This window comes from Mesorhizobium waitakense (assembly GCF_056431085.1).
Window position 1 is genome coordinate 43,117 of record NZ_JBWKME010000013.1, and the last position, 26,865, is coordinate 69,981.

Sequence of the window (26,865 nt, forward strand, 5' to 3'; positions counted from 1 at the left end):
CGACCTGGTGTCAATTTGACAGCATGATGGCTTGGCACTATTTTTGGCATCCTAGTATTTGGGGGTGGTGATCATGCTTCGTCTTGTATCCACTTGCTTTTTTCTGCTCGCCACAACATTGACTTACGCGGCGCCAGCCATCGACTGGCGGGTCAAGCATCCTTTCCGGTATTTCACCGAAACCACCGATTTCGATATGCAGCGGGAAGCCATGGCCGAGGTCATGACAACCCATGGCGGCACCTTCACCGCTACGGCTGTTTCCGATCTCGAACGGCTGCTCAACGATCCGCGCTGGCTACGTGAGTGGTACAAACAGGACGCCACGCTCTATCCAAATCCCAAGCGCGCGGGTCGGCCCGAACGCGGCTGGGCCAACCCTGTCAATCTTCGCCGCTCCACCTGCTGGGACAGCCGCGAACAGTGGCATTCGTCCTGCACCAGCGACAGTTTCGGAACCGCACTTCGGAGCGACTACGTGCGCCCGCAAGGGCACACCGTTGTCTTCAGCTTGACGGATGCGCCGGCCGGCATCTGCCGATGGCAAGCCGCGCGGCCGATTTTCATTGCCGGCCGTGGCCGGCTTTCGGCGACGGCGGAACAGCCCTGCGCCGCGCTCTTTGAAGCACGCATTCCCTTTGAACCAGATATCCCGGAAGCAGCGCGCGGTGTCGATGTGTCTGTGACCTTGCCGAATGGCATGGTGCTTTCGCAACCTGCCATCTGGGTTCGCGACCGCCTCATCGCCGGTACCGGCGACAGTTTTTCGTCGGGCGAAGGCAATCCCGATACGCCGGTCGAGATCGATCCGCTGTCAAGACGAAGACTTCTCAACATCTCCTTCGTCTATGACCCCGACACTCAAGCGATCAAATCGGTGCCAGCCTATTCGTTGCCGGTCCGCTATCAGAATGCGCCGGCCGGCTGGCTCGACCGCAAATGCCATCGTTCGGCCTATAGCTATCATCTGCGCGTCGCCTTGCAGGTCGCTCTTGCCGATCCCAAGCACAGCGCAGTGACATTTCTCGGCTTTGCCTGCTCAGGGGCCGAAGTGACGGAAGGGCTGCTTTTTCCCTATGCCGGGGTTGAGGCAGTCAACAATTCCTATTTTTCGTCGGGCGGCAAACTGCGTCGCAACTTGCCGCAGATCGATCGACTGATGATCGAACTGTGCCGCGATGATCTTCTGCGCACGCATGCAACCCGTACAGTGACTTTCGACACACCGCTCACCGACGAGCGAGGCCGCGCATTGCGCAGCGCCAAACTCCTCGACTGCAAGCCGGGGCGGTTCCTGCGGACGATCGACATGCTGATCGTGTCCATCGGTGGAAACGATGTCGGCTTCACACCGCTCATCGTGGAAGCGCTGACCAAGACAAGGCCTCCATACGCAAACGCCAACAGCAGGTTCCGCGCCGACGCCCTCGGCGCGTCAGTCATTAGAACTGTCGCGCGGATCGCCAAGGCGCATGATGTCGCCACGGCGCGAATCCGCGCAAAGGAGTTGCCGGCGCGCTTTGCCGCCTTGCGAAAGGCGCTGGCGCCGCTGCCCATCGCCAGCAACGGTGGAATGCCCAACATCGCGCTGACCGCGTTTCCCAAGATCGAATTCAACCAGGACGGAAGGCTCTGTGGCGAAGCCACGCCGCGTGAAAGGCTTGAAGGCTTCAACGTCGGTGGGGTTCTGTCGATCGACGTGCCGACGCTGCGTCCCATCAGCGATTTCGCCAACAATGTGCTTTACCCGGCGACGCGCGACGCTGCCCACGCGGGAAACTGGCATTTCGTCGATGCCCAACGTGCTGCGTTCGCCAAGCATGGGATCTGTGCGCAAAAGAGCTTGTCGAGCGGCGTCGCCGCCGCCGAGAGCCTGATGCTGCCCTACTACCATGCGGACGGGCCGCGACCGGACAAATGGTCGGAATTCGAGCCTTTTTCCGCTTATCGCGATGCCGATTTCAAGGCGTCTCGCGACACGCGTGCCTACGCGCCGCGCGAGCGCTGGTTCCGCACCATTAACGACATCTGCCTTTTCGTGCAGTCCAAGGCGAGCGGCACGCCACCGCCGCCGCAGGATTGGGCGTTGCTCGATCTGGTTGAGGTTTGCCTGGGCGGTCCGTTCCATCCGACCGCGGAAGGCCATGCCCACATCGCGGACGCGGTGTTCGCGGCAGCAACCACGATGCTCAACTTGCCACGGCCAACGGTCGCGGATGTGCGACAGCACTGAAGGGAGGAGCAGGGCTACTCGGCTGCTTCCGCTTGGGATGCCAGCCCCAGCCACTGCCGGCAATCGGCACGCGCACGTGCGGTTATCCCCTGCCGCTTGGCGACAGTCTTGTCCTTGCCGCGCAGGCGCTTGCCTTCTGACTTCGGCGCTTCCATTGGCGGGAACAGGCCGAAATTGACGTTCATCGGCTGGAAGGAGCGGTTTCCCGGTTCGTCGTCCGAAACAATGTGGCCGCCGGTGATGTGGTTGAGCAAGGCGCCGAAGGCCGTGGTGAGCGGCGGCAGCGATGGTGCCTGGCCGAGCCGCTCGGCGGCGGCGAAGCGTCCGGCTAGCAGGCCGATCGCGGCACTTTCGACATAGCCCTCGCAGCCGGTGATCTGGCCGGCGAAGCGCAGGCCGGGGCGCGACTTCAGCTGCAGCGAGGCGTCGAGCAAGGTCGGCGAGTTGATGTAGGTGTTGCGGTGCAGGCCGCCGAGGCGGGCGAAATCGGCGTTTTCCAGGCCCGGAATGGTGCGGAACACGCGCACCTGCTCGGCATGCTTCAGCTTGGTCTGAAAGCCGACCATGTTGTAGAGCGTGCCCAGCGCATTGTCTTGCCGCAGCTGGACGACGGCATAGGCCTTGACTGTTGGATTGTGCGCATTGGTCAGCCCCATCGGCTTCATCGGCCCGTAGCGCAGCGTCTCGACGCCGCGTTCGGCCATGATCTCGATCGGCAGGCAGCCGTCGAAATAGGGCGTGCCTTCCCATTGCTTGAATTCGGTTTTCTGGCCGTCGGCCAGCGCCGCCACGAAGGCGAGATATTGGTCCTTGTCCATCGGGCAATTGATGTAGTCCTTGCCGGTGCCGCCCGGTCCGACCTTGTCGTAGCGTGACTGGAACCAGCAGGTATCCATGTCGATCGTGTCGAAGTGGATGATCGGCGCGATGGCGTCGAAGAATGCCAGTGCATCGGCGCCGGTCGCCTCCGCGATCGATTGGGCAAGCGAAGGCGCGGTCAGCGGACCGGTGGCGATGATCGCCTGGTCCCAGTCCGCCGGCGGCAAGCCCGGCACTTCCTCGCGCTGGATGGTGATCAGCGGATGGCCTTCGAGCTTTTTCGTCACAGCGTCGGAGAAACCGTCGCGGTCGACGGCAAGCGCACCGCCGGCCGGCACCTGGTTGGCGTCGCCGGCGCTCATGATCAGCGAGCCGGCCAGCCGCATTTCGGCATGCAGCAGGCCGACGGCGTTGTTTTCGGCGTCGTCGGAGCGGAAGGAATTGGAGCAGACCAGCTCGGCCAGGCCATCGGTCTTGTGCGCATCGGTGCCGCGAACGGGCCGCATTTCGTGCAGGATGACGGGCACACCAGCCTCGGCTGCCTGCCAGGCGGCTTCAGAACCGGCGAGGCCGCCGCCGATGATGTGGATGGGATTTTTGCTCATGAGCGCCGGAATAATCGCTTGGAGCGGTGATTGCAATTGCCGCGCGTGGCGCAGGGCAAGCGGCTGCGGCGGAGCCAACCCCTGAAAACAACAACACCCGCCGGGGGAGGAGGTCCGGCGGGTGTCGTTTTTGGGGTCGACCCTCGGGAGGAGGTGAAGGCCGACCGTATTCGTCATCGCCGGGGAGGAGGTCGGCTTTGACGAAATCTCTTTCGCCATTTTTGAAAGGGGCGAAACCTCTGGGGCAAAATTCGTTTTGCCCCGGGGGGAACAACGCCCGCCGCGGGAGGAGGTGCGGCGGGCGCCGTTTTGTTGGTCAACCCTCGGGAGGAGGTGAAGGTTGACCGGATCCGTCAGGGTCGGGGAGGAGGTCGACCCTGGCGAAATTCTGGTTAGATCGCCCGGCGGGCTACGATCTTGATTTCGTCGCGGACGATACCGAGATCATGCAGCTGACGGTTCGAAAGGCGACCCAGCTCGGTAACCGTATCGCGATAAACGCGCCAGTTACGATAGTTGCGGATCAGGTTCATTGTCGTTCTCTTCTCAAAACTTGTTCGGACCATTCGCGGTCCGAAGAATTAGACCGCCTTGCGAGCGACGTAAGGAATGTCGCTGCGGCTGATGCCGAGGTCGGTCAGTTCACGGTTGCTCAGGCGGCTCAGCTCGGACACGGTGTCCCTGTAGCGGCGCCAGTTGCGGTAGTTGCGGATCAGGTTCATGGTAGTTCTCGTTTCGTCTTTCTTACGGATCATTCCGTTTGTGTACGAAGCATAGATAGGCGGGCCTATATCGATTTAAAAGCGCTATGGCTGCATGGCAGCAATGCAAATTGTGCAATGCAGCATTAACGCGCGTTCACGGACCTGACACAAAGAAGCCCGAATCGGAAAATGCCGTTGCGTCAACGGTTTGACCGGGTCGGCTGAAAAAAAGACCAAGCTGGGGGAGAAGCGGCATGGCGGGCTATTCGTCACGAGTGAGGTCGGATATCGCGCGCTGGCGGCAGGCCGGCCTGATCGACGCCGCGACCGCCGATTCCCTGACCCGCGACGTCGAGGCAAACGAGCGCAAATCGCTCAGCTTCGGCTCGATCCTGGCGATGATGGCTGCCTTGCTGTTCGGCGCCGCCATCCTGATTTTCGTCGCCGCCAACTGGGATGCGATCCCAAGGCTGGCGCGGGTCGCGGCACTCTTTGCCGTCATCCTTGGCGGCTACGTCGGCGGCGCGCTGTTGAAGACGCGCGACCATGCGGCGATCGGCGAGGCGCTGTGGATCGTGGCCGCGGCGGCCTTCGGCGGCTCGATCGCACTAATCGGCCAGATGTACCATCTCTCCGGCGACGAGACGTCGGCCTTGGTCACCTGGGGCGCGGGCACCGCATTGGCGGCGGTCGCGCTGCGTTCGAACCCGCTGACCGTGGCTGCGGTCGGCATCGCCGATGCCTGGCTGTTCCTGAAAGGCTTCGACTATTACAACCGCAGCGATTTTCCGCATCTCTTCGTGATCATGGCGATCGTGCTGTTTGCCGTCTCGTTCTGGACCCGCAGCCAGCCGGCGCGGCACCTGATCATCCTGTCGCTGCTGTTCTACCTAGTCCTGTTTGGCATGGATCACGCCACGCTGCAGGTGGCGATCCCCCTGGTCATCGTCTCGGCGCTGCTGTTCGCGGCCTCGGTCCTTGCGCCGGAGCCGGTCGACAGCATCGTGCAACTCGGCGGCCGCTTGCCCTTGCACGCGCTGCTCGGCTTCCTCACCGGCCTGGCAATGGTCCAGTTCGAACTGGCTGACGAAAGCACCTACAACAGCGGGTTCGCCATCGCCTCGGTGATTGCGTTGGCGGGCATCGTCGCTGCAATCGTATTGGCAGGACGGGAGAGCCGCGGGTTGCGCTGGCTTGCCTATGCCGGCTTCGCCTTCGAAATCGCCATCATCTATGTGGTGATGTTGCAATCGATGCTCGATACCGCCGGCTTCTTCCTTGCCGCCGCGGTGCTGCTCGGCATCCTTGCGATCGTCATCATCCGCATCGAAAAACGCATGAAGGGCCCAGCCACCAAGGGAGCCACGGCATGATGACCGGAAAGAGGCTGATCATCTCGGCGCTGGTGCTGGCGCTCGTCCAGATCGGATTTTTGAGCTGGATCATCGCCGGCCGGGCGGCGATCCTGCGCAACGGCAAGGAAGTGCTGCTGAAAATCGAACCCGTCGATCCGCGCGATCTCCTGCGCGGCGACTATATTATCCTTGGCTACGCGATTTCGCGGATACCGGTGAAGATGATCGCCAACGTCCCGGCCGACAAATTTTCGAGCGACGACACGCCGATCGTCGTCCGCTTGAAGAAGGGTGCCGATGGCTATTGGCAGCCGACCGCTGCCTGGTTCGGCAAGGCGCCGATGCCGGCCGCTGCCGACGAGGCCGACATAGCAGGCCATCTCGCGGAGGGCTGGGATCTTCGCAGCGAAGGCATGACCATCGCCCCGGACTACGGCATCGAGCGCTTCTACCTGCCGGAAGGTGAGGGGACGGCGATCCAGAACGACATGCGGGTGCGCCCATTCGGCATCCGTCTCGCCCTCGCGGGCGACGGCACCGCGCAGATCAAGGCGCTGGTGGACGGCGACAAGACGCTGTTCGAGGAACCGCTCTATTAAACCAATGATGTCGATCGGGATGGTCGACAGAAGCCCTCGGCGGTCTCCCACTTGGACGGTAAGAAGCATGCCAATCACCCTGTCGACGCGTGAAGACATAAACCTCGACACAGTTTTCCGCGTCGCCTGGAAGAAGGATACGGTCGCGATCGGCGGGAAGGCCTTGCAGCGCATCGCCGAATGCAGAGCCTCGTTCCTCAAGCTCATCGAATCCGACCCTCCGCCGGTCATCTATGGCGTAACCACCGCCATGGGGGAGTTGGCGAGCCGCAAGCTCGAACTTGACGAGCGGGATCGCCATGCGCGCATCAAGGCGTTCGCCGCCGCCACGTCTTTCGGCGATCCCTTGCCCGATCGGGTGGTCCGGGCGATCGCGCTTGCTCGGCTGACCAACTTCATCGAGGGCAACGCAGCGACCACGCCGCGCATCGCGCTCGCCGTTGCCGCGATGCTCGGCGGTGGCCCGATGCCAACGGTACCGGCCTCCGGCCAGGGCGGCGCTGGCGAGATCCTAGCGCTCTATCCACTGTTTGCCGAGCTCTCGGCGCGCTTCGACCTGGAGGTCAAGGAGCGGGGCTCGCTGATCAACGGCTCGCCCTGCGCCGCCGCGCTGGTGGCCGATGCGGCGCTCGCGGCTCGCCGCCGCATCCGCATGGCGCACAAGGTGTTCGCACTGTCGATCGAAGCGTTTCGCGCCCCGCTCGAACACTACGACGTGGCGCTCGACACGCTCTGGGGTGACGACCATGAAGCCGCGGCCCTCCAGGGGTTGCGGGAATTTCTGGTCGGCGCCGGAGACGGCCGGCGCAATTATCAGGCGCCGGTCAGCTATCGGATCGTGCCGCGCGTTCTCGGCCAGGCGCATCGTGCGCTGTCGTCTGCCGAGCGGGCGGCTACCGTCTCGCTGGCCGCGATATCCGACAATCCGGTCTACATCCCGCCGGACGACGCACATCCGCTCGGCCGCTGCATCAGCACCGGCGGCTATCACAACGCCATGGCGACACCGGCGCTGGACGATCTGGCGGCGATATGGGCCGACATCTGCCTGCTCTGTGACCGTCATGCCTCCAAGCTTTTGAACGGCAAGGTGTCGCTGCTGCCCGATCTTCTGATGACCGGGCGGCATTGGGCCGACAGCGATGGCCACGGCAGTGTCGGCTATGTGCCGATGGCGATCACCGGCTATCTCGAGCAGGCCAAGCTCGCCGCGCAACGCACCTTCATTCCGGGAACGGAATCGGCCGGTGCCGGACAGGACGACGTCGCCACCACGGCGTTCTTCGCATGGACCAAGGAGGCGACCGCGGGCCGCTGCGTCGATGCGGCAATGGCGATGCTGGCGATGATGGCCTCGCAGGCGCTGCACGTGACCGAACGCGCGCCGCCGCCGGCGCTGCAGCCATTTGTCGATGACATCAGGGGTATCGTGCCGCCTGTCGGCGACGATCGCGTGCTGGGGCCTGAACTGGCGAACCTGGCCGCATGGTTCACAGGGAGAGCGTTCGAGGCGTAGGCACCGATGCCGGGAAGGAGTCGTGGCCGGTGAATTGGTACGGATGAAGGGACTCTCGACCCCCCACGCCTTTCGGCACTGGAACCTAAATCCACTACCGGGTGGGACGGTGGTGCGGGTAGAGGGACTCGAACCCCCACGATTGCTCGCCAGAACCTAAATCTGGTGCGTCTACCAGTTCCGCCATACCCGCATGGACCGGCAATCCCATGTAGCCATCATTCTGTCAATGTCGGGAACAAGTGTTGGGGTCAGGACCAAAGGTTGGGTCAGGGCCAAAAATGTTGGTTGTTCGCCGAAATGCGAAGATGGTTGAAAATTAGCCTCGCCTGTGACAAAAGGCGTGTCGAATGTGACGGGACGCGACGATCCGCTTCTGCAAAATGTGATAAGAAGTAGGAAAAACAAGAACTTATTCACATTTTGGAACGCAGTTTGGGAGAGTTTGAGCCGTATTTTCGGTCAAATCGCCAGGTTCCGTACCAAAAGCCATTCCCGGCAAGATTATACCGGCAGGCTGTGAGCGGCAGAGGCCGTGGCAGTCTCATTGGTGAAAACAAAGGTTTTACGATGCAGGTCACCGAAACACTCAACTCCGGTCTCAAGCGCGAGATCAAGGTCACCGTGCCGGCCGGTGACATGGAAGCCAAGCTGATGGCGCGGCTTTCGGACGCCAGGAACAAGGTCCGCATCAACGGCTTCCGCCCCGGCAAGGTGCCGGTGCAGCACCTGCGCAAGGTCTACGGCAAGTCGTTCATGGCCGAAGTGGTCAACGAAATCCTTAATGATTCGACCCGCACGATCATTACCGGGCGTGGCGAAAAAGCTGCCATGCAGCCCGAGGTCATCATGACCGAGGACGAGAAGGAGGCCGAGAAGATCCTGGCCGGCGGCGCCGACTTCGAGTTCCGCCTCAACTACGAGATCATTCCGGCGATCGAGATCAAGGATTTCTCCGACATCAAGGTGACGCGCCAGGTGTTCGACGTGCCGGACACCGAGATCGACGAGCAGGTCCAGCGCGTTGCCGAATCGGCACGCAGCTACGAGCCGAAGATCGGCAAGGCCGCCAATGGCGACCGCGTCACCATCGACTATGTCGGCAAGATCGACGGCGAGGCCTTCAATGGCGGCGCCGGCACCGATCAGCCGCTGGTGCTGGGCTCGAAGGAGTTCATCCCGGGCTTCGAGGATCAGCTGGTCGGCGCCAAGGCCGGTGACGAAAAGCAGATCACCGTAACCTTCCCGGAAAACTACCAGGCGGCGCATCTTGCCGGCAAGGAAGCGACCTTCGACGTCACCGTCAAGGAAGTGTCCCAGCCCGGCGAACTGGAAATCAACGACGAGACCGCCAAGAACCTTGGCCTGGAGTCGCTGGAGCGCCTGCGCGACGTCGTGCGTGGCCAGATCGAAAACCAGTTCGGCGCCATGACGCGCCAGAAGGTCAAGCGCCAGCTGCTCGACCAGCTCGACGCGTCCTATTCGTTCGAGGCGCCGTCGAAGCTCGTCGACGCCGAGTTCAACAACATCTGGGCCCAGGTCAATCGCGACCTGGAAGCGGCCGGCCGCACCTTCGCCGACGAAGAGACGACGGAAGAAGAGGCACGCGCCGAATATCTGCGTCTTGCCGAGCGCCGCGTGCGTCTTGGCCTGGTGCTGGCTGAAATCGGCGAGAAGGCCGGCGTCACGGTATCGGACGAGGAGCTGCAGCGCGGCCTGTTCGAGCAGGTGCGCCGCTATCCGGGCAACCAGCAGCAGGAAGTCTTCGAGTTCTATCGCAGCAACCCGGAAGCGTTGAACACGCTGCGGGCGCCGATGTTCGAGGAGAAGGTGGTCGACCATCTGCTCGGCCAGATCTCTGTCACCGATGTCAAGGTCAGCAAGGAAGAGCTGATGGCCGACGACGAGGAGGCCGATACCGCCGTCAAGGCGAAGCCGGCGAAGAAGGCCGCTGCGAAGAAGGCTGACGACAAGAAGGCCGACGACGCGGAAGAGCCCAAGAAGAAGGCCGCGCCGAAAAAGAAGGCCGCCAAGGACGCTGAATAAGCCGGCGCTCCGTAGAATCGACGAAGGCCGCCCTTTGAGGCGGCCTTTTTCGTTGCTAAACTGCAACAGCCGGAACGCTTCGCGGGTGGTGGCCAGTGGTGATACGAAGCTTTGATGATTATCCTCTATCGCAAGCCGCTTGGGTCGTCGGAGACGCGCGTTTGAGACTGTTCGTCGAAGTGGGACACGCCTCGGCAATGGCGCTGGTCCTCGTTTCGGTCTGCGGCATTGCCCGCGCCGATACCGTGCTTGACAATTGGCGGTTCGAAACGGCCGAGGACGGTCTCGTTACGGCATCGCTCTATGCCACCAACAAGCTGATCACAGGCGGCGGCGCGTTGAGCTACAGCCCGATCCTGACCATTGGTTGTCGGGCAGACAGCGAACCGCGCTGGACCGAATGGCTGCAACTGAACGACACCGTCTCGGCCAGCCGGAAGATCACCGTGTCGGTCACGCTTGATCAGGGCGGCAAGTTCGATGAAAGCTGGTCGGTCGGGCCGCGCGGCCGCAGGCTGATGCGCGACGGCGCCGACGGCATCAAACGGCTCGGCGCCGCAAACCGGCTCCAGCTTTCCTGGCGGTTCGGGTTGCTGTCGGGGCGAGGGGAGGCCGATTTCGACCTCGCGGGGTTCGATGAAGCCGTCAGCCAGGTTGCCGGCAGCTGCAACACGAATGTACCTTGAGCCGCTGCAGACGACCTAAACCTTTGCGCGGCCGACCTCTTCTACCCGCCGGCCAGAATCCGTGGTACATAGGTGCCGCAATTCCATTTGGGGGAGAATCCGATAATCTGTTCTGCCGTGCAAGGCGTGTTGCTGGTGGCCCCGGTATGCGCAGATTATCTCAGGCACATTTGACGATCAGGGAGGAAAAGTCATGCGTTTGGTCGCGTTTTTCGCCGTCGTGTCTGTTGCAACCTTCGTTGCCAATCCATCGCAGGCTCAGGATGCTGCGGCTGGCGAGAAGGTCTTCACCAAATGCAAGGTCTGCCACGTCGCAGACGAGGACAAGAACAAGATCGGTCCATCGCTGCATGGCGTCATCGGCCGCGTCGCCGGCACGCATCCGGATTTCAAATATTCCGATGCCATGATCGCGGCCGGCAAATCCGGCGTCAAATGGGACGAACCAACACTGACCACCTATCTTCACGATCCCAAGGCCATGGTCAAAGGGACCAAGATGGCGTTTCCCGGCCTCAAGAACGATGCAGACGTGGCCAACGTCATTGCCTATCTGAAAACGTTCTCGAAGTGACCTGGCTCGCCCGCGCGCTTCCATCGGTCTGAGATGTCGACTAGGGAAAACCGCCTCAAGGATACCGGCATCCGTCTCTCGGAAGCGACGGCGGGTGATTTCTTCGCGCTTTTGAAGCCCCGGGTCATGGCGCTTGCCGTATTCACTGCCTTCGTTGGCCTGATGGCGGCGCCTGGCGCGATGAATCCGGTCATCGCCGTAATTGCAATCGGTGCGATCGCGATCGGAGCAGGAGCGGCCGGGGCCCTTAACATGTGGTACGACGCGGACATCGACGCGCTGATGTCGCGCACGTCAAAGCGGCCGGTGCCGTCGGGCCGCGTCACGCCGGGTGAAGCTCTCGGCTTCGGCCTGGTGCTTTCCGCGCTGTCGGTCATGACGCTCGGCGTGCTGGTGGACTGGCTTGCAGCATCGCTGCTGGCCTTCACCATCTTCTTCTACGTCGTCATCTATACGATGTGGCTGAAGCGCTCGACGCCGCAGAACATTGTCATCGGCGGCGCGGCGGGTGCCCTTCCTCCTGTCATTGGCTGGGCGGCCGCAACCGGCGCCGTCAGCGCTGAAAGCGTCATCCTGTTTCTGATCATCTTTCTGTGGACGCCGCCGCATTTCTGGGCGCTCGCGCTGTTCAAGGTCGGCGACTACGCCGCTGCCGGCATCCCGATGATGCCGAACGTTGCCGGTCAGGCCTCGACCAGAAAACAGATGTTCGCCTATTCACTGCTGCTGGCGCCAATCGGCGTGCTGCCCTGGGCGTTCGGGTTCGCGAGCGGGTTTTATGGAATTGCCTCGGCCGCATTGGGCGCGGGGTTCATCTGGCACGCCTGGAAGGTTCTGGTGGTTCCCGACAAGGAGATGAAGCCTGCAAAGGCGCTGTTTGCCTTCTCGATTTTTTATCTTTTCGCGATTTTTGCCATACTGCTTGCCGACAACATCGCAACGCGAGCGTTCATGTCAGCCGGAGGTTGACGGCATAAAGGAAACCCGCCGGATCGATATGGCCGAACTGTAATTGCTGCATTGAAGACGTTGCAGACCAGGGCCTGCTCGAACATCACGATGGTATTGCGCAGAATCCCAGGATCAGCAGGGCGACTATGCCAAGGCCGAGTATGAGAAGCGTCCTTCCGTCCATGACCTTCAACCTTTGCGCGGCCAAAAAGGGCGCGCGGCCGCTGTACGAGAATAGCGAAAAAAGACCACCAGAGCTACAGCCGGAGGTCTTCTGACAAAGGGCGACAAGTCCCTGGCAAGAGAGTATGTTGATTCCGGTGCAGGTCGCGGTTTTGCGTGGCCAGTCATGCAGAACGACGGCACCGCGAAACCGCGACCTTACCGGACATGGTCTGGAGGGAATGGTCATGGCAAGCTTTCATGTGATCGCAGGCGCCAGCGAGACGCTGGAACATACCAAAATTCGAAAAATCGGTGTTTCCGACCTTTTCGACGCGCTCAAACGGGGCGTCGACGATTTCATGGTCAAACCTTCGCACATCGTTTTTCTCTGCCTGATCTATCCGCTCGTGGGCGTCGTGCTCGCCGCCTGGACTTCGGGCGCCAATGCGTTGCCGTTGTTGTTTCCGCTGGTCTCCGGATTTGCGCTGATTGGCCCCTTCGCGGCGATCGGCCTCTATGAAATCAGCCGCAGACGGGAAGCCGGACTCGACACGTCCTGGAGGCACGCTTTCGAGGTCAGGAATTCTCCGGCGCTGCCGGCCATCGCAGCGGTCGGGATCATGCTGTTTGCAATCTTCATCGCCTGGCTCTTAACGGCGCAGATGTTCTACCAATATCTTTTCGGCCCGGCTCCGCCGGAATCGATATCCGGCTTTATCAATGAAATATTCGCCACCGGCCGCGGCTGGACGCTGATTATCCTTGGGCATTTCATCGGCTTCGTCTTCGCCGTGGTGGTGTTGTGCACAACGGTCATAGCCTTCCCATTGTTGCTCGACCGCGACGTGGGCGCCTACGAAGCCATCCACACCTCGGTGCGTGCGGTGCTGGCGAACCCGATCACCATGGCTGTCTGGGGACTGATCGTCGCCGTTGCCCTGATCATCGGCTCGCTGCCGGTGTTCGCCGGGCTGGCCATCGTGTTGCCGATCCTCGGTCACGCCACCTGGCATGTCTACCGCAAGGTCGTGGAGTCGCCAGCCAGACCGGCGAGTTGAGGACGGTTCTGCCCGACTGCACCGGCAAAGGTGCCGGTGCAGTCTGATCGAAGCCGTCAGTACGCCGGGTGACTGAAGCGGGCCTGGTATGCGCCCATGGTCAGGTAGCGGAAATCCTTGCCGCTGACATGCACCAGCGTTCTATGGTCGCCGCCTTCGAAGTAGATGTCGGCGGCATCGCCAAGGCTTTCATCGACAATCACCGGCACATCGTAGGCTGCGCCGATCGGCGGGATGGCGCCGGTGTCGCAATCACCGAAGAGCGAAATCACCTCGTCTTCGGAGGCGAGCCCGAGACGCTTGTCCATGACGTCTTGCAACCTGCCAAGTTCGATCCTGTGGGTGCTCGGAACCACGGCCAGCGTGTAGCCAAGCTCGTGGTGAACGACCACGGATTTCGCCATGATGCTGCCGGGGACATGCGCGGCTATTGCCGACTGCCGGCTTGTTGAAGTGCGATGATGAGCGACGGTGTCATAGGAAATACCCTTGCCGTCGATGAAGTCCTTCAGTCTGTTTGCGATCGTCATCTTGGCCTCCCTTGCCGGAGTTCGCGACGCACGGGTTCGCGCGTCAGGGCCCGGATCCGAAAAACGCCAGCCGGGTGAAAAGGGTGTAGTCGGCTTCGAAGACCATCATTGTCACGAACACCAGCACCAGTATCGGCGGCAGGATGATCGCATAGGCCAACGCCAGCCGTTCCCAGGCCATGTGCATGAAGACGGCGACGATCAGCCCTGCCTTGAGGATCATGAAGATCAGGATCAGCGACCATCTGAGATATCCGTGAAGGCCGAAATAATCGACTAGGTAGGAGCAGGTGCTGAGGATGAACAGCCATGCCCAGACCACCAGATAGAGCTTGATGGGATGTTCCTGATGCGCGTCGGCATGGGTGACGGGCGCCGGCGCCTCATGTGCATGACCAGCATGCAGTGCGTGTTGTCCGAGGCCGTTTGCGGTTGCTTCTGCCATGTCTGCCTCTCACCAAAGATAGAAGAATGCGAAGATGAACACCCAGACCAGATCGACGAAGTGCCAGTACAGCCCCATGATCTCGACGTTCTCGTAGCGGCCCGTGCGGCTGGTGAAGAAGCCGCGCCGTCCGGTGTCGAAATCGCCGCGCCAGACCTTTCGCGCCACGATGATCAGGAAGATCACCCCGATCGTCACATGGGTGCCGTGGAAACCGGTGATCATGAAGAAAGACGAACCGAATTGTGCCGCACCCCAGGGATTGCCCCAGGGCCGCACCCCTTCAGTGATCAGCTTGGTCCATTCGAAGGCCTGCATGCCGACAAAGGTCGCGCCGAGCGCCGCGGTCAAAAGCATGAGGATTGCTGTCTTGCGGCGGTCGCGGCGATAGCCGAAATTGACCGCCATGGCCATCGTTCCGCTGCTTGAGATGAGCACGAAGGTCATGATGGCGATAAGGATCAGCGGGATATCCGAGCCGCCGATGCGAAGCGCAAAGACTTCGCTCGGATTGGGCCAGGGCACGCGTGTCGAAATGCGCGCGGTCATGTAGGAGAGCAGGAAGCAGCCGAAGATGAAGGTGTCGCTGAGCAGGAAGATCCACATCATGGCCTTGCCCCAGGACACGTTCTTGAACGCCCGCTGATCCGAGGACCAGTCGGCGGCAATGCCTTGCAAGCCTGTGGGCCGTGGCTCCGTCTGGCCGATATGCGTCAGTGTCTCTGCCATCCGCTTGATCCCTTCAGGTCAGCAACTGTCGGCAAATGTCGATGAACGTAGCGGCCCAACCGGCCAGCAGGGCAAAGATGGCGAGCCAGACGAAGAGCAGGAAATGCCAGTACATGGCGCACAGTTCGACGCCGAGGCGAAGCCGCTCGGGTCGTGCTCCGTTCCATGCGCCGACAGTTGTTCTGCCCAGGCCCACCAGCCCGCCCAGTATGTGCAGGCCATGCATGCCGGTGATCAGGTAGAAAAAGCTGTTGGCCGGATTGGAGCTCAGCAGATAGCCGTCGTCGGTCATCTGCCGCCATGCCATGAGCTGTCCGATCAGGAAGGCAAGCGCCGTGAGCCCGGCCGTCGCAAGGCCGAGCCTGACCATATCGATCTGACCGTTGCGTGCCGCCACCACGGCGCATTGCAGCGCGATGCTGCTCAGGACCAGCACGCCCGTATTCAGCCAGAGCAGGCGCGGCAGCGGCAGAGGCCGCCAGTCCGACAGGCCCATGCGCATAAAGTAGGCGCTGGTGAACAGCGAAAACAGGCAGCCGACGACGGCGAGGAAGACGCCGAGGCCGATCTTGGCGGTGGGCAGCGCCGACCGGTCGAGGCCGACAAAATCGCCGGCCAGACCTTGTTCGAGCCATGGCTTGGTCGTCAGCCGCTGGTGCGAAAGCCACCATCCGGCAAACCCGGCAATGACGAGCAGGAAGACCAGGATGACGCTCATGCCGGCTCCCTCGAGGGGCCGAAGGAGCCCGGCACGTTCTGCGGGATGAAATCCTCCTTGGCGCCCGGTACGCTGTAGTCATAGGGCCAGCGATAGACGATCGGCAGATCCTTGCCGAAATTGCCGTGCGTCGGCGGTGTATGCGGCGTCTGCCATTCGAGGGTCGTGGCCCGCCACGGATTGCCGCCGGCCTCGCGGCCATGGCGGATGCTCCAGATCAGATTGAACAGGAACACCATTTGGGCAAAGCCGACGATGAAGGCCATGATGCTGATGAACGAGTTCAGATGGTGGGCCGACTCCGTCATGATGGTCATGTCGGTCAGTTCAGCGTAGCGCCGCGGCACGCCCATCAGGCCGAGGTAGTGCATGGGGAAGAAAATCAGGTAGGCGCCGAGGAAGGTGACCCAGAAATGGAACCGGCCCAACGTCTCGTCGAGCATCCGGCCGGTGACCTTCGGGTACCAATGGTAGATCGCGCCAAAAACCACGAGGATCGGGGCGACACCCATGACCATATGGAAATGGGCGACGACGAACATCGTGTCGGACAGCGGAACATCGACGACGACATTGCCGAGAAACAACCCGGTCAGCCCGCCATTTACAAAGGTGACGATGAACGCCAGGGCAAAGAGCATGGGTATGGTGAGATGGATGTCGCCCCTCCATAGGGTCAGCACCCAATTGTAGACCTTGATGGCGGTCGGAACGGCGATGATCAGCGTCGTGGTGGCGAAGAAGAAGCCAAAATAGGGGTTCATGCCGCTGACATACATGTGGTGCGCCCAGACCACGAAGCTCAGCGCGCCAATGCCGACGATGGCCCAGACCATCATCCGGTAGCCGAAGATGTTCTTGCGTGCATGGGTGCTGATCAGGTCGGATACGATGCCGAACGCCGGCAGCGCCACGATGTAGACCTCGGGATGGCCGAAGAACCAGAACAGGTGCTGGAACAGGATCGGGCTGCCGCCATTGTGCTGCAGTTGCTCGCCCATCTCGGAGATCGCCGGCATGAAGAAGCTGGTGCCGAGGGCGCGGTCGAGCAGCATCATCACGCAGGCGACGAACAGCGCCGGAAAGGCGAGCAGGGCCATGACGGTCGCGGTGAAGATGCCCCAGACGGTCAGCGGCAGGCGCATCATTGTCATGCCGCGCGTACGGCCCTGCAGCACAGTCACCACATAGTTCAGGCCGCCCATCGTGAAGCCGATGATGAACAGGATCAGCGAGGACAGCATCAGGATGATGCCCCAGTCCTGGCCGCCTGGTGTGCCGCTCATGATGGCCTGCGGCGGATAGAGCGTCCAGCCGGCCCCGGTCGGTCCGCCTGGCGCAAAGAAGCTCGACACCAGAACCAGCACGGCGAGAAGGTAGATCCAGTAGCTCAGCATGTTGACATAGGGAAAGACCATGTCACGCGCGCCGACCATCAATGGGATCAGATAGTTGCCAAAGCCGCCGAGGAAGAGGGCGGTGAGCAGGTAGATCACCATGATCATGCCGTGCATGGTGATGAACTGGTAGTAGGCTTCCGGAGTGATGAAGTCGAACGTACCGGGGAAGCCGAGTTGCAGCCGCATCAGCCAGGACAGCACCAGGGCGACCAGGCCGATTCCCGTCGCTGTCGCCGAATATTGGATGGCGATGACCTTGGCGTCCTGCGAGAAGACGTATTTCGTCCACCAACTGTGCGGATGGTAGAGTTCCACCTCCGCGACTTCGGCCGGCGGGATGCCATCTGCAGGCGTGATGTCGACCATAGGAACACCTCCGTGTCCTTTTCAGCGAGACCCGACCGTTTCGAGCTTTGCTGCAATTTTCAAACCTGACGCCGTCGTGTTGCCCGGCGCCTGGTCTGCCGAGCCCGTTTGCTGGGGTGCCGACAACTGGGCGAAAGTCTGCTGCTGGCCAAGCCAGGCCAGATAGTCTTGCTGGGTGTCGACCATGACCACACCATGCATCAAAGGATGGCCTTGGCCGCAAAGTTCAGCGCACAAGACCTGAAAGGTTCCGGTCTTGGTCGGGGTGAACCAGAAATAGGTGACCGAGCCCGGGATCATGTCCATCTTGGCGCGGAATTCCGGCACATAGAAATCGTGCAGCACATCGATCGAGCGGAGCAGCATCTTGACCGGCTTGCCGACCGGCAGATGCAGATCAGCCGCCTCGACCACGACATCGTCCTGACCATTGGGATCGCTGGCGATCACGCCCAGCGGATTGTCAGCGGTGACGTCACGGGTGTCGGACGTGCCAAGCTTGCCGTCCTTGCCCGGCAGGCGGAAACTCCACTGCCACTGCTGGCCGACGACTTCGACGTCGGTTGCGTCGCTCGGGACGTTGACAAACCGGCTCCAGACGAACAGGCCGGGAACCAGCAACGCCGTAACCCCAACCGCCGTGACGATCGTCAGCCACGATTCGAGCCGTTTGTTCTCCGGTTCGTAGGCAGCCCGGTTTCCGTCCCGATGACGGAAGCGGAAGACGCAATAGGCCATGAACAGAACCACCGCGGAGAAGACGACGCCGGTGATCCAGAAGGTGATGATGATGGTGTTGTCGATATAGCTCCAGTTCGAGGCAATCGGCGTCCACCACCATGGGCTCAGGAGGTGAAACAACACCGAGCCCACGACGACCAAAACGAGTACAAGCGCTACGGCCATGTCCCGTCCTCCCGGCATTCGAGGGCCCGCGAAGCTGTCCCGCCGAATGCCAAGGTCATCATGCTTGATTTGCGATCGAAATTCCAGAGCCGACTATCTTGACGGGAAAAATGCACCCTTTTTGCCGCCGCGACCTTTCGAAAAGGCCGTTTCCAGGCCCTCATGCTGGATTAGCCTTTCCGCCTGATGGTTGTGGGCAGTTGCAACACCGATTCGCCCCAGATCCGCAGCGCTCGCGTGAATGGCGCTCAAATCAGTTGCAGCGCCGGCAGCCACAACCGTGCGGATCGATTACGCGCCGACAGCAATCTCCTGGATGAAATCCAGAAGCGCCCGGACCTTCGCCGGCGGGAGGTGGCGCGAGGGATGATAGGCATAGAGCGGATAGAGTTCCTCCGACCATTCCGGCAGGATCTGAACAAGCTCACCCCGCGACAGTAGAGGCGCCAAGCCGATCGCGAGGCTCTGGAAAATGCCTTGACCGGCCAGGCAAGCGGAGATCGCGACTGGGTCATCCATCACCAGGCGACTGGAGACCTTGACCTCCTTGACCTCCCCGCCGCGCCGGAACTCCCAGGCAAAGGGCAGGCCGGTCTGGGGATCGCGGAAGAGAAGCGCTTCGTGATGGACGAGATCATGGGGTGATCGCGCCTCGCCGTGCTTTTCGAGATAGGCCGGAGCGGCGACCGTCAGGATGCGGGTCTCCAGCAGCTTGCGCACGATGAGGGACGACTCATCAGGAGGCCCGAAGCGCACCGCCACGTCGACGCCGGTCATCATCTCCTGGCGATAGTTGCTGGTCAGGAAATCGACCGACAGCAGGGGATAGCGAACCAGAAACGCCTGCAGCTTCGATGCAAGCACCATACGCGCGAACCACGGGTCCACCGAGACGCGCAGCCGGCCGCGCACCACCGCCGCCGCGCCCGCGGCCTCGGCGGCCGCCTCATCCAGGCCAGCCAGAAGCGGCAGCACCTGCGTGTGGAAGCGGCGGCCTTCCTCGGTGAGGCTGACCTCGCGTGGATTGCGATCGAAAAGCCGAACACCGACCCGCGCTTCCAGACGCGCGACGGCACGGCTCACCGCTGACGGCGTCAGGCCGAGCATCTCCGCGGCGCGGGCGAAATTCCCTGCCTCCGTTACCGCTGCCAGGACACCGACACCGGTCAGAAGCCGTGTATCGAAAACCATTCGATCTCCCTTCGCCCGGCAGGTCTCCGCCGGAGCCTAACGCGATCAGCAGTGAATCTGAGTCACCTTAGTACTGATCCTTATGCGCGTGAATCACGTCATGGCACGACTTACAAGGGTGACGTCCTGGCAATGCCGGGGCGAACGGCCGAGCAAATCGGATTTCCTTCGATCCGGAAAGGAGTTAGCCATGGACCACCTCACACGCAGGACGATGCTTCAGCGCGGCGGAATGCTAGGAGCCATTCTGGCTCTCGATACGGTCAGCCCCGCTTTGGCCAGAACAACGGCGGCCGGTTCGTCCGTGCGGTTCAAGGCGATCGACGCCGCCTTGCGGGACGGCGTCTCAAAGAACGACGTGGCCGGTGTCATCGCCGTCGCGGCGACACCGAAAGGCATTGTCTACGAGGGTGCCTTCGGCAAGGCGAACGTCGCAACGGGCGCACCGATGACGCTCGACACGGTGTTCTGGCTGTTGTCGATGACCAAGGCCTTCAGCGCGACCGCCTGCATGCAGCTGATCGAGCAGGGCCGCCTGCATCTGGATGACGACGCGGCGAAATACCTGCCTGAACTGGCCGCGCCGCAGGTTCTCGACGGCTTTGCCGAGGACGGAACGCCGCGACTGTGGCCGGCCAGGCGTGCGATCAAGGTGCGCCATCTGCTGACGCATACCTCCGGCTACACCTACTCGATCTGGAGCGAGGCTCTGACCCGCTACGAGAAGGTGACGGGCATGCCCGACATCGCGACCTGCAAAAATGCTGCCTTCGCGGCTCCGCTCGAATTCGAGCCTGGCGAGCGGTGGGAATACGGCATCAGTATGGACTGGGTCGGCAAGCTGGTCGAGGCGGTGTCGGATCAGTCGCTTGAGATCTATTTTCGCGAGAATATCTTCGCGCCGCTCGGCATGAAGGATTCAGGCTTTCTGATCGGGGCCGGGCAGAAGCGGCGCGTCGCTACCTTCCACAATCGCCGCGCCGACGGCGGGCTGGAGCCGGCGCCCTTCGAGATGCCGCAGCGGCCGGAGTTCTTCATGGGCGGTGGCGGTGCTTTCTCGACGCCGCGCGACGGCGTTCCTGCAGGCGCTGCTGAACGGAGGCGCGCTGCATGGCGTCCGAATCCTGCGTCAGGAGACGGTCGCCATGATGATGCAGAACCAGATCGGCGAGCTGAACGTCCAGCAGATGCGCTCGGCGCAGCCGTCCTATTCCCGCAGCTTCGACCAGTTCCCGGAACAGCCGCATAAATGGGGCCTGTCTTTCGACATCAACACGCAGCCGGGACCGAACGGGCGCTCCGCCGGCAGCATCGCCTGGGCAGGCCTGCTCAACTGCTACTTCTGGCTCGACCCGGTGAAGCACATCACCGGCGCGCTGTTCACCCAGGTCCTGCCCTTTTTCGACGAGCGGATCGTCGCGCTCTACGACGAGTTCGAGCGCGGTCTCTACCGCGGGCTCGATCTCGCCTGATCCACTACCCCAGACAAACGAGAGATTGGAAAACGACGATGTATGCCATCACCGGAATCACTGGAAAAGTCGGCGGAGCGCTCGGCCGCGCCTTGCTGGAACAGGGCCGGCCTGTCCGCGCCGTGGTCAGGGACGCCAACAAAGCTGAAGAATGGGCGGCACGCGGCTGCGAGGTCGTACTTGCCGGACTTGAGGACGCCGAGGCGCTGACAGCTACGTTCACCGGCGCCGAGGGGGTCTTCATCCTGCCCCCATCGGAGTTCGACCCCGAGCCCGGCTACCCCGAGGCTCGCAAGGTCATCGACGCCATCGTCGAAGCGCTGAAGGCCGCGCTGCCGGACAGAGTGCTTTGCCTGTCGACGATTGGAGCCGATGCAGCGCAGGACAATCTCTTGTCGCAGCGCACGATGCTGGAAGAGGCGCTCTCGGCGCTGCCGTTGCCGGTGACCTTCCTGAGACCGGGTTGGTTCCTCGAAAACGCAATGTGGGATGTCGCCTCCGCACGCGACACAGGTGTGATCTCGAGCTTCCTGATGCCTGCCGACAAGCCGTTCGCGATGGTCGCGACGAGCGATGTGGGGCGGATTGCGGCGGACCTGATCCAGGAGCATTGGACGGGCAGGCGCGTGGTCGAACTCGAAGGCCCGCGCCGTGTCTCGCCCAACGACCTGGCGATCGCCTTCACCAAGGCGTTGGGACGGCCGGTGCGGGTCGAAACGGTACCCCGGGACACTTGGGAGGGCCTGTTCCTATCCCAAGGCATGAAAAATCCGGGGCCGCGCATGCGCATGCTGGACGGCTTCAACGAGGGCTGGATCGACTTCGCCAATCAAGGCGCAAGTGCTGTCAAGGGACGCATTGGCCCCGAAGAAATTATCGCGACGCTTTGTTCAACGTGAAAGTCGAGACCAGGAAACAGCAACGCCGCCAGGCCAGGCCCGGCGGCATCTTCCTAGACTGCTGTTTTGGGTCGCGATACCTACGGTGTCCCCGCCTTCTGGAGCGCGTCGGCCATTTGGTCGATCTTGTCGGCAAGCACGCCCTCGGCCCAATCCGTGACATCGGCGTCGACCGGCTTGTTGGCCATGTCCGTCAGCGCCGCGTCGAGCGATGCCTGATCGGTGCCGACCGTTGCCGCGTCAGCCGCCGCCTGGGCCTGGGCGGCCGTCGCGTTGTCGGCGGCGACAACGGCCTGCTGAGCAGCGATCTGATCGTTCAGGTCCTGGATTTGTTCAGGCGTGGCGGACGGGTCCGCCTGCAGCGTGGTCAACTGCGCATTCAGGGCATTCAGCTTATCCTGGGCGTCGGCCGCCGCCGCGGCCGCCTCGTCAGCCGCGATCTGGGCGTTCTTGGCTATCGCGGACTGCGTCACGAAGGCCTGAATGCCGGCGAACTTCTTGCTCTTGGAGTTCATGTAGGCGTTGATGTTGCGCTGCAGCGAGTTCAGCCGGCCAAGCTTGGCATGGATGTTCTTGTCCTTGTGCACGGACTTCGTATTGACCGTGGTGTCGGTCGTTGTGTCGGTTACCGCCTTGGCCGCCCGCCCCGGAGCCGACGCAGACTTGCCATGCGAAGCCCCGCTCTTGCCGTTGCCGCCGGCGTGGCCGTGCCCGTGGCCGTTGCCTCCACCATTGCCGCCAGCATTGCCACCGCCGTTGCCGTGCCCGTTTCCGGCGAGCGCCGGAGACGCCAGAAGCGCCAATGCGGCGAGCGCCGCTAACAGAGTTTTTCGGTTTGTCATGATATCTCCTCCTTGAGGAACCTCCGCCCAACCGCTAGAGCAGCGTCATATGAGGATTCACTAATCGTGCGCAATAAACTTTAGACAAATACGGTTTCAATGCGCGAGCCTGACAACCAACGAACTCCATAACCATTTGATATTCCAATATAAATCAACGCCATGAGACCGTCGCGGCACTGAAGTCCCATACCGGCCAGACCATGGTCCTAGTCTGCCCACCAGCGGCACGGTAGCGGTGGTCGAGTGGTTGTCGGAAAGGCGTTGAAACGAGGGAAGTCGGTGGGTGCGATCCAGTGCGGCGCCACCGATATGTCACGCGCGAACGCCTGGCTTCTCCCCGCAAACACGACTTCGCCAGCGTATAGCTCATCGCACTAGATCAGCAGCAGGCCCTTCATGCTGGAATAGCCTTTGCGCCCGATGATGATGTGGTCATGCACGGCGATGCCCAGCCGCTTGGCCGCGTCGACGATCTCCTTCGTCATCTCGATGTCGGCGCGCGATGGCGTCGGATCGCCTGACGGATGGTTGTGCACCAGAATGATCGCGGTCGCCGAGAGGTCGAGCGCGCGCTTGATCACCTCGCGTGGGTAGACAGGCGTGTGGTCGACGGTGCCGACCTGTTGCACCTCGTCGGCGATCAGCGCGTTCTTCTTGTCGAGGAACAGGATGCGGAACTGCTCGCGCTCCTCGAAGGCCATTGCCGAGCGGCAATAGTCGAGAAGCTGCGTCCATGAGGAGAGGACCTCGCGGCCATGGACCTCGCCGCGCGCCATGCGCTGCGCGGTCGCCGCGACGACCTTCAGGTCGAGCGCCACCGCGGGGCCGATGCCCTTCACCTCCTGCAGCAATGCAAGCGGTGCGCCAAGCACTTCGGCCAGCGTGCCGAAGCGCGCCAGAAGCGCCTTGGCCACCGGTTTGGTGTCGGCGCGGGGGATCAGGCGAAAGAGCAGAAGTTCCAACAATTCGTAGTCGGGCAGGGCGTCCGGACCGGCCGTGGCAAAGCGCTCGCGCAAGCGGTCGCGATGGCCGAGATAGTGCGGCTTGTCGTTGAGCGCCTTTGCTTTCGCCGCCGGCCGGACCGGCACTTCGGAGAAGAAGCCTCGCTCGTCGTCGTCGCTTCCGGTCCCCACGAGCTGCTCCGCATTTTCCTGGGCCGGAAAGAACCGGCAAAACAAGACTAGGCCGGCAGGCCGGGGCGGTCGAGCTTGTTGGGCGACAGGGTGAAAATCTCGCAGCCGGTGTCGGTGACGCCGATCGTGTGCTCGTACTGCGCCGACAGCGAGCGGTCGCGTGTCACCGCCGTCCAACCGTCCGACAGGACCTTCACGTGCGGGCGACCAAGATTGATCATCGGCTCGACGGTGAAGATCATGCCGGGACGCATCTCGACGCCCTCATTGGCGCTGCCATAGTGTAGGATGTTCGGCGCGTCATGGAAGAGCTGGCCGACGCCGTGGCCGCAGAAGTCGCGCACCACCGAGCAGCGCTCCGCCTCGGCATAGGTCTGGATGGCGGCGCCGATGGCGCCGGTGCGGGCGCCCGGCCTGATCGCCGCAATGCCGCGCATCAGGCATTCATGGGTGACCTCCAGCAGGCGCTCGGCGGCGCGCTTGATTGTGCCGACCGGGTACATGCGCGAGGAATCGCCGTGCCAGCCGTCGAGGATGTAGGTGACGTCGATGTTGACGATGTCGCCATCCTTGAGCGGCTTGTTGTCGGGAATGCCATGGCAGACGACATGGTTGATCGAGGTGCAGGACGACTTCGTGTAGCCGCGATAGTTGAGCGTTGCCGGCAGCGCGCCGTGGTCCATGCCGAATTCGAAGACGAAGCGGTCGATGGCTTCTGTGGTGACGCCAGGCTCGACCATCGGCACCAGCTCGTCGAGGCAGCGCGCGGTGAGATCGCATGCCTTGCGCATGCCGGCAAAGCCTTCCTCGCCATAGAGGCGGATCTGGCCGGTGTTTCTGAGTGGTGCGGTGGCGGCGTCGAGATAGGTGACCATTTTGTCCGTATAGCCGGGTAGGCCCTGCAGAGGCCGACGTGAAAATCTCCCCAGATTTGGCACTTGGGGGCAAAAGGTTCAAGGACGAACTGCTCGAGGCAGCCGCACAGTTCGGGATATTCGCCTTGTATGAGGTGAGGTCTTGCCGGTTTTGCCCGGCTTGCTTTCCTTTCCGGCCATCGTGCGTTAGGGCGGGTGATGTTTTCGAGACCGGGTCCCTTCACGGCGGCCAAGCGCACCAGAGTGCCCGAAGCGCCGCTGACGACAGCCTGCTCATGCCTGATGGGCATGGTGCTGCTGGCGATGCTGTGCCTCGGGCGCCCTGACGTGCCAGCTTTCGCGGATGCTGCATCGGGCCGCGCCAGCATCGGCCTGGAACGGTCTGTAGAAGCGGCGGCACTGCTGCGTGTCACCGGCAAGGCGCATGCGCTGGAGGTTCGGGCCGGGCGGCCGGCCCTGGTCAAGTTCGCCAGCGGCTATCCCGCTTTGCCGATTCTCGACGTTGTCTTTCCTTGGCTTGAACGGACTTCGCCGAAAACGGCTGTTTCAGGATACGAAGCGCCCTCGGGACCCAGGGCAAATGCCCATCAGCCGCGCGCGCCGCCGACCATCGCGGCCTGAGCGGTCCAGGACCGCAGCTTCACCCCAGATCTATCCCTGTTCGCGTCGTGACCGTGCGGCGGCTGTCGGCCGTGCACCAGTCGCGCGGCGCGTTGTTTCCGGAACCATTTCAATGCAACAACGCATCAAGACATTCAAAACCCTGTCGCGCGCCGCCTCGGCTGCCGCGTTTCTCTCCGTCCAGGCGCTCATCTGCATCGGAACCGTCTATTGGGCGGTTGCCGAGACGCTCGGCCTGTCGGAAATGGCGGCACTTGTCCTCGGGGGCCTCTTCGCCGTGCCGACCCTATTTGTGCTGATCGCCGCCACCCGCATGGCTTTCGACGCTGAGACGGATCCGGCGAACCATTAAGCCTGGCGGCCCTTGGCGCGGTCGCGATCACAAAGGGGTCGCGACCGCAGTGACGACACATTTCTGCGCCAAAGGCGGTCGAAGCAATTTTTGACGACGAACAGCGTTGGGACGCCGGTTCGGGAGATAGGGACATGGACAGACTGCAATTCGAGGTTCCGGTGCGCATAGCACCCGCGCCCGGCCTGCCAGTCGAGGAGATCTACAGCGTCGAACAGGCGCTCGATATTCTTCAGGGCTGGCCTGTGCGCCGTCAGGGCCCGATCTATCAGAAGGCGTTCAACGCCTGCTTTGGCGCCACGGTGGACGTGGTCAAGACCGAAGACGCCTGCCGGGCGTTCATGGCGTTTTGTCGTGCAAGCGGACTGATGGCCAAGGACATGATGAGGCCGCGCAAGCGTGGCGGCGAGGCGAGAACGCTGCAGGCTTGAGGCCGTCCACCGTTTTCACCTGTCCCGATTGAGATGCCGGCGATCGCGTTTGAACGGACCCGGCGATGCCGTGGGCGGATCTGGACGCGTCAATGCCAGCGCCGTTAAGCTTCCGTTTCCACATTCGCGGCTACGCCATTGCTTGTTCAGCAATGGTTGATTCGTTGCGTCAGTTCATGGTTCGGAAGATGTCTCCAGAAAAAGTCCGCGCATTCCCGATTGATCGTCAAATATTCTTGGTGAGGGAAGTCGCCGCCAAACTCGACAACCTGCATGGCGATACCGCCACTTCGTTCTGGAGGGCCAAGGCGTCGGAGTTGCTCGAGCTCGTTGTCGGATCCGGCAGGGACAAAATAGCGGCTAGCGATGAAGTGCGCAGATTCTTCCTTGCCGTACAGCGGGAGATGTCGGCTAGAGCGGCCGCCGGGTCGACACCAATTCTTTCCGCTTGAAGTCCGGTCCATCCGGCAATCAGGGGCACGGGTTACTCGCTAAGCAGTTGCCCTGTTAGCAAATGATAAACTATCTCCGGACGCGAGCTTTCCGCCCACCTAGCTGTCCTGTGCGCGTTGATCAGCCAACAAACAGCTTGTTTTTGGAAGCCAATAGATCACTGCTCAAAAATGAACCGAACTTTTTAG

At 62.1% G+C, this 26,865-nt stretch carries 29 protein-coding genes and 1 tRNA gene; 16 read left to right on the top strand and 14 right to left on the bottom strand.

The features are described 5' to 3' along the window. Positions 1 to 73 precede the first annotated feature (73 nt). Positions 74 to 2,233: an SGNH/GDSL hydrolase family protein gene (locus AC07FD_RS01480; RefSeq protein ID WP_478348351.1), complete on the top strand. Its 2,160-nt coding sequence runs from the start codon at positions 74 to 76 to the stop codon at positions 2,231 to 2,233. Positions 2,234 to 2,247: 14 nt separating this feature from the next. On the opposite strand, the gene trmFO is transcribed toward AC07FD_RS01480, so the two are convergent. From trmFO to AC07FD_RS01495, 3 genes are all read right to left on the bottom strand, one after another. Beyond that, positions 2,248 to 3,657, bottom strand: a complete 1,410-nt coding sequence (trmFO, locus tag AC07FD_RS01485) for a methylenetetrahydrofolate--tRNA-(uracil(54)-C(5))-methyltransferase (FADH(2)-oxidizing) TrmFO (RefSeq protein ID WP_478348352.1) — start codon at positions 3,655 to 3,657, stop codon at positions 2,248 to 2,250. A gap of 392 nt (positions 3,658 to 4,049) precedes the next feature. Next, positions 4,050 to 4,190 carry a DUF1127 domain-containing protein gene (locus AC07FD_RS01490; protein ID WP_477440028.1) on the bottom strand — a complete coding sequence of 47 codons (141 nt, stop codon included), beginning with the start codon at positions 4,188 to 4,190 and terminating at the stop codon, positions 4,050 to 4,052. Positions 4,191 to 4,238: 48 nt separating this feature from the next. Continuing rightward, positions 4,239 to 4,379: a DUF1127 domain-containing protein gene (locus tag AC07FD_RS01495; protein WP_013531315.1), complete on the bottom strand. Its 141-nt coding sequence runs from the start codon at positions 4,377 to 4,379 to the stop codon at positions 4,239 to 4,241. A 236-nt stretch (positions 4,380 to 4,615) separates the two neighbouring features. Between AC07FD_RS01495 and AC07FD_RS01500 the strand changes: the two genes are divergently transcribed. The 3 genes from AC07FD_RS01500 (at position 4,616) to AC07FD_RS01510 (ending at position 7,831) form a co-directional block, all read left to right on the top strand. Next, positions 4,616 to 5,734: a DUF2157 domain-containing protein gene (locus tag AC07FD_RS01500; protein WP_478348353.1), complete on the top strand. Its 1,119-nt coding sequence runs from the start codon at positions 4,616 to 4,618 to the stop codon at positions 5,732 to 5,734. After that, positions 5,731 to 6,315 carry a GDYXXLXY domain-containing protein gene (locus AC07FD_RS01505; RefSeq protein ID WP_478348354.1) on the top strand — a complete coding sequence of 195 codons (585 nt, stop codon included), beginning with the start codon at positions 5,731 to 5,733 and terminating at the stop codon, positions 6,313 to 6,315. The genes AC07FD_RS01500 and AC07FD_RS01505 overlap by 4 nt, the downstream gene beginning before the upstream one ends. 67 nt (positions 6,316 to 6,382) lie before the next feature. Continuing rightward, the gene (locus AC07FD_RS01510) at positions 6,383 to 7,831 is read left to right on the top strand and encodes an aromatic amino acid lyase (protein ID WP_478348355.1); all 1,449 of its coding nucleotides are present in this window, start codon (positions 6,383 to 6,385) and stop codon (positions 7,829 to 7,831) included. A 110-nt stretch (positions 7,832 to 7,941) separates the two neighbouring features. On the opposite strand, the gene AC07FD_RS01515 is transcribed toward AC07FD_RS01510, so the two are convergent. Then, positions 7,942 to 8,024: transfer RNA gene (locus AC07FD_RS01515), tRNA-Leu, on the bottom strand. Between the two features lie 377 nt (positions 8,025 to 8,401). On the opposite strand from AC07FD_RS01515, the gene tig reads away from it, so the two are divergent. The 5 genes from tig (at position 8,402) to AC07FD_RS01540 (ending at position 13,311) form a co-directional block, all read left to right on the top strand. Continuing rightward, entirely contained in the window at positions 8,402 to 9,877 is a 1,476-nt protein-coding gene (gene tig / locus AC07FD_RS01520) for a trigger factor (RefSeq protein ID WP_478348356.1), read from the top strand. 161 nt (positions 9,878 to 10,038) lie between these two features. Further along, positions 10,039 to 10,563, top strand: a complete 525-nt coding sequence (locus AC07FD_RS01525; RefSeq protein WP_478348357.1) for a hypothetical protein — start codon at positions 10,039 to 10,041, stop codon at positions 10,561 to 10,563. 193 nt (positions 10,564 to 10,756) lie between these two features. Further along, on the top strand, positions 10,757 to 11,137 hold the full coding sequence (locus AC07FD_RS01530; protein ID WP_184873768.1) for a c-type cytochrome: 381 nt from the start codon (positions 10,757 to 10,759) through the stop codon (positions 11,135 to 11,137). Positions 11,138 to 11,170: 33 nt separating this feature from the next. After that, a complete protein-coding gene (locus tag AC07FD_RS01535; protein WP_478348358.1) occupies positions 11,171 to 12,106 on the top strand; it encodes a heme o synthase in 936 nt (311 codons plus the stop codon). 392 nt (positions 12,107 to 12,498) lie between these two features. After that, on the top strand, positions 12,499 to 13,311 hold the full coding sequence (locus AC07FD_RS01540; RefSeq protein WP_478348359.1) for a DUF2189 domain-containing protein: 813 nt from the start codon (positions 12,499 to 12,501) through the stop codon (positions 13,309 to 13,311). Positions 13,312 to 13,367: 56 nt separating this feature from the next. Here AC07FD_RS01540 and AC07FD_RS01545 read toward each other — a convergent pair whose 3' ends face one another. The 7 genes from AC07FD_RS01545 to AC07FD_RS01575 form a co-directional block, all read right to left on the bottom strand. Further along, the gene (locus AC07FD_RS01545) at positions 13,368 to 13,841 is read right to left on the bottom strand and encodes an aminoacyl-tRNA deacylase (protein WP_478348360.1); all 474 of its coding nucleotides are present in this window, start codon (positions 13,839 to 13,841) and stop codon (positions 13,368 to 13,370) included. Positions 13,842 to 13,884: 43 nt separating this feature from the next. Beyond that, the gene (locus AC07FD_RS01550; protein WP_478348361.1) at positions 13,885 to 14,286 is read right to left on the bottom strand and encodes a cytochrome C oxidase subunit IV family protein; all 402 of its coding nucleotides are present in this window, start codon (positions 14,284 to 14,286) and stop codon (positions 13,885 to 13,887) included. Between the two features lie 9 nt (positions 14,287 to 14,295). Continuing rightward, a complete protein-coding gene (locus AC07FD_RS01555) occupies positions 14,296 to 15,015 on the bottom strand; it encodes a heme-copper oxidase subunit III family protein (protein ID WP_478348362.1) in 720 nt (239 codons plus the stop codon). Positions 15,016 to 15,028: 13 nt separating this feature from the next. Then, entirely contained in the window at positions 15,029 to 15,733 is a 705-nt protein-coding gene (locus tag AC07FD_RS01560) for a cytochrome c oxidase subunit 3 (protein WP_477227393.1), read from the bottom strand. Continuing rightward, entirely contained in the window at positions 15,730 to 17,499 is a 1,770-nt protein-coding gene (ctaD, locus tag AC07FD_RS01565; RefSeq protein WP_478348363.1) for a cytochrome c oxidase subunit I, read from the bottom strand. The genes AC07FD_RS01560 and ctaD overlap by 4 nt, the downstream gene beginning before the upstream one ends. Positions 17,500 to 17,520: 21 nt before the next feature. Further along, positions 17,521 to 18,405 (bottom strand): cytochrome c oxidase subunit II, encoded by an 885-nt coding sequence (locus AC07FD_RS01570; RefSeq protein ID WP_477398070.1) that lies wholly within the window; start codon positions 18,403 to 18,405, stop codon positions 17,521 to 17,523. A gap of 291 nt (positions 18,406 to 18,696) precedes the next feature. Continuing rightward, positions 18,697 to 19,596, bottom strand: coding sequence for a LysR family transcriptional regulator (locus AC07FD_RS01575; protein WP_478348364.1), 900 nt, complete (start codon positions 19,594 to 19,596; stop codon positions 18,697 to 18,699). Between the two features lie 190 nt (positions 19,597 to 19,786). Between AC07FD_RS01575 and AC07FD_RS01580 the strand changes: the two genes are divergently transcribed. Genes AC07FD_RS01580 through AC07FD_RS01590 form a run of 3 tightly spaced genes read left to right on the top strand, consistent with a single transcriptional unit; the run spans position 19,787 to position 21,967 of the window. Continuing rightward, positions 19,787 to 20,845: a serine hydrolase domain-containing protein gene (locus AC07FD_RS01580; RefSeq protein ID WP_478348365.1), complete on the top strand. Its 1,059-nt coding sequence runs from the start codon at positions 19,787 to 19,789 to the stop codon at positions 20,843 to 20,845. After that, positions 20,742 to 21,068 carry a hypothetical protein gene (locus tag AC07FD_RS01585; RefSeq protein WP_478348366.1) on the top strand — a complete coding sequence of 109 codons (327 nt, stop codon included), beginning with the start codon at positions 20,742 to 20,744 and terminating at the stop codon, positions 21,066 to 21,068. Before AC07FD_RS01580 ends, AC07FD_RS01585 begins: the two co-directional genes overlap by 104 nt. A gap of 38 nt (positions 21,069 to 21,106) precedes the next feature. Then, positions 21,107 to 21,967, top strand: a complete 861-nt coding sequence (locus AC07FD_RS01590) for an NmrA family NAD(P)-binding protein (RefSeq protein WP_478348367.1) — start codon at positions 21,107 to 21,109, stop codon at positions 21,965 to 21,967. An 80-nt stretch (positions 21,968 to 22,047) separates the two neighbouring features. Here the strand turns inward: AC07FD_RS01590 and AC07FD_RS01595 are convergent, their stop codons facing one another. The 3 genes from AC07FD_RS01595 to map all read right to left on the bottom strand — a co-directional run bounded on the left by AC07FD_RS01595 (position 22,048) and on the right by map (position 24,820). Next, a complete protein-coding gene (locus AC07FD_RS01595) occupies positions 22,048 to 22,809 on the bottom strand; it encodes a hypothetical protein (protein ID WP_478348368.1) in 762 nt (253 codons plus the stop codon). Positions 22,810 to 23,186: 377 nt separating this feature from the next. Next, positions 23,187 to 23,945 (bottom strand): RadC family protein, encoded by a 759-nt coding sequence (gene radC, locus AC07FD_RS01600; protein ID WP_478348369.1) that lies wholly within the window; start codon positions 23,943 to 23,945, stop codon positions 23,187 to 23,189. Between the two features lie 47 nt (positions 23,946 to 23,992). Next, a complete protein-coding gene (gene map, locus AC07FD_RS01605) occupies positions 23,993 to 24,820 on the bottom strand; it encodes a type I methionyl aminopeptidase (RefSeq protein WP_095087741.1) in 828 nt (275 codons plus the stop codon). Positions 24,821 to 25,018: 198 nt separating this feature from the next. On the opposite strand from map, the gene AC07FD_RS01610 reads away from it, so the two are divergent. The 4 genes from AC07FD_RS01610 to AC07FD_RS01625 all read left to right on the top strand — a co-directional run bounded on the left by AC07FD_RS01610 (position 25,019) and on the right by AC07FD_RS01625 (position 26,676). Next, the gene (locus tag AC07FD_RS01610) at positions 25,019 to 25,441 is read left to right on the top strand and encodes a hypothetical protein (protein WP_478348370.1); all 423 of its coding nucleotides are present in this window, start codon (positions 25,019 to 25,021) and stop codon (positions 25,439 to 25,441) included. Positions 25,442 to 25,553: 112 nt separating this feature from the next. Continuing rightward, positions 25,554 to 25,793, top strand: coding sequence for a hypothetical protein (locus AC07FD_RS01615; RefSeq protein WP_478348371.1), 240 nt, complete (start codon positions 25,554 to 25,556; stop codon positions 25,791 to 25,793). A gap of 134 nt (positions 25,794 to 25,927) precedes the next feature. Continuing rightward, positions 25,928 to 26,224: a DUF982 domain-containing protein gene (locus AC07FD_RS01620; protein ID WP_478348372.1), complete on the top strand. Its 297-nt coding sequence runs from the start codon at positions 25,928 to 25,930 to the stop codon at positions 26,222 to 26,224. A 65-nt stretch (positions 26,225 to 26,289) separates the two neighbouring features. Further along, complete coding sequence (locus AC07FD_RS01625; RefSeq protein WP_478348373.1) at positions 26,290 to 26,676, top strand: DUF6074 family protein; 387 nt, start codon at positions 26,290 to 26,292, stop codon at positions 26,674 to 26,676. Positions 26,677 to 26,865 lie beyond the last annotated feature (189 nt).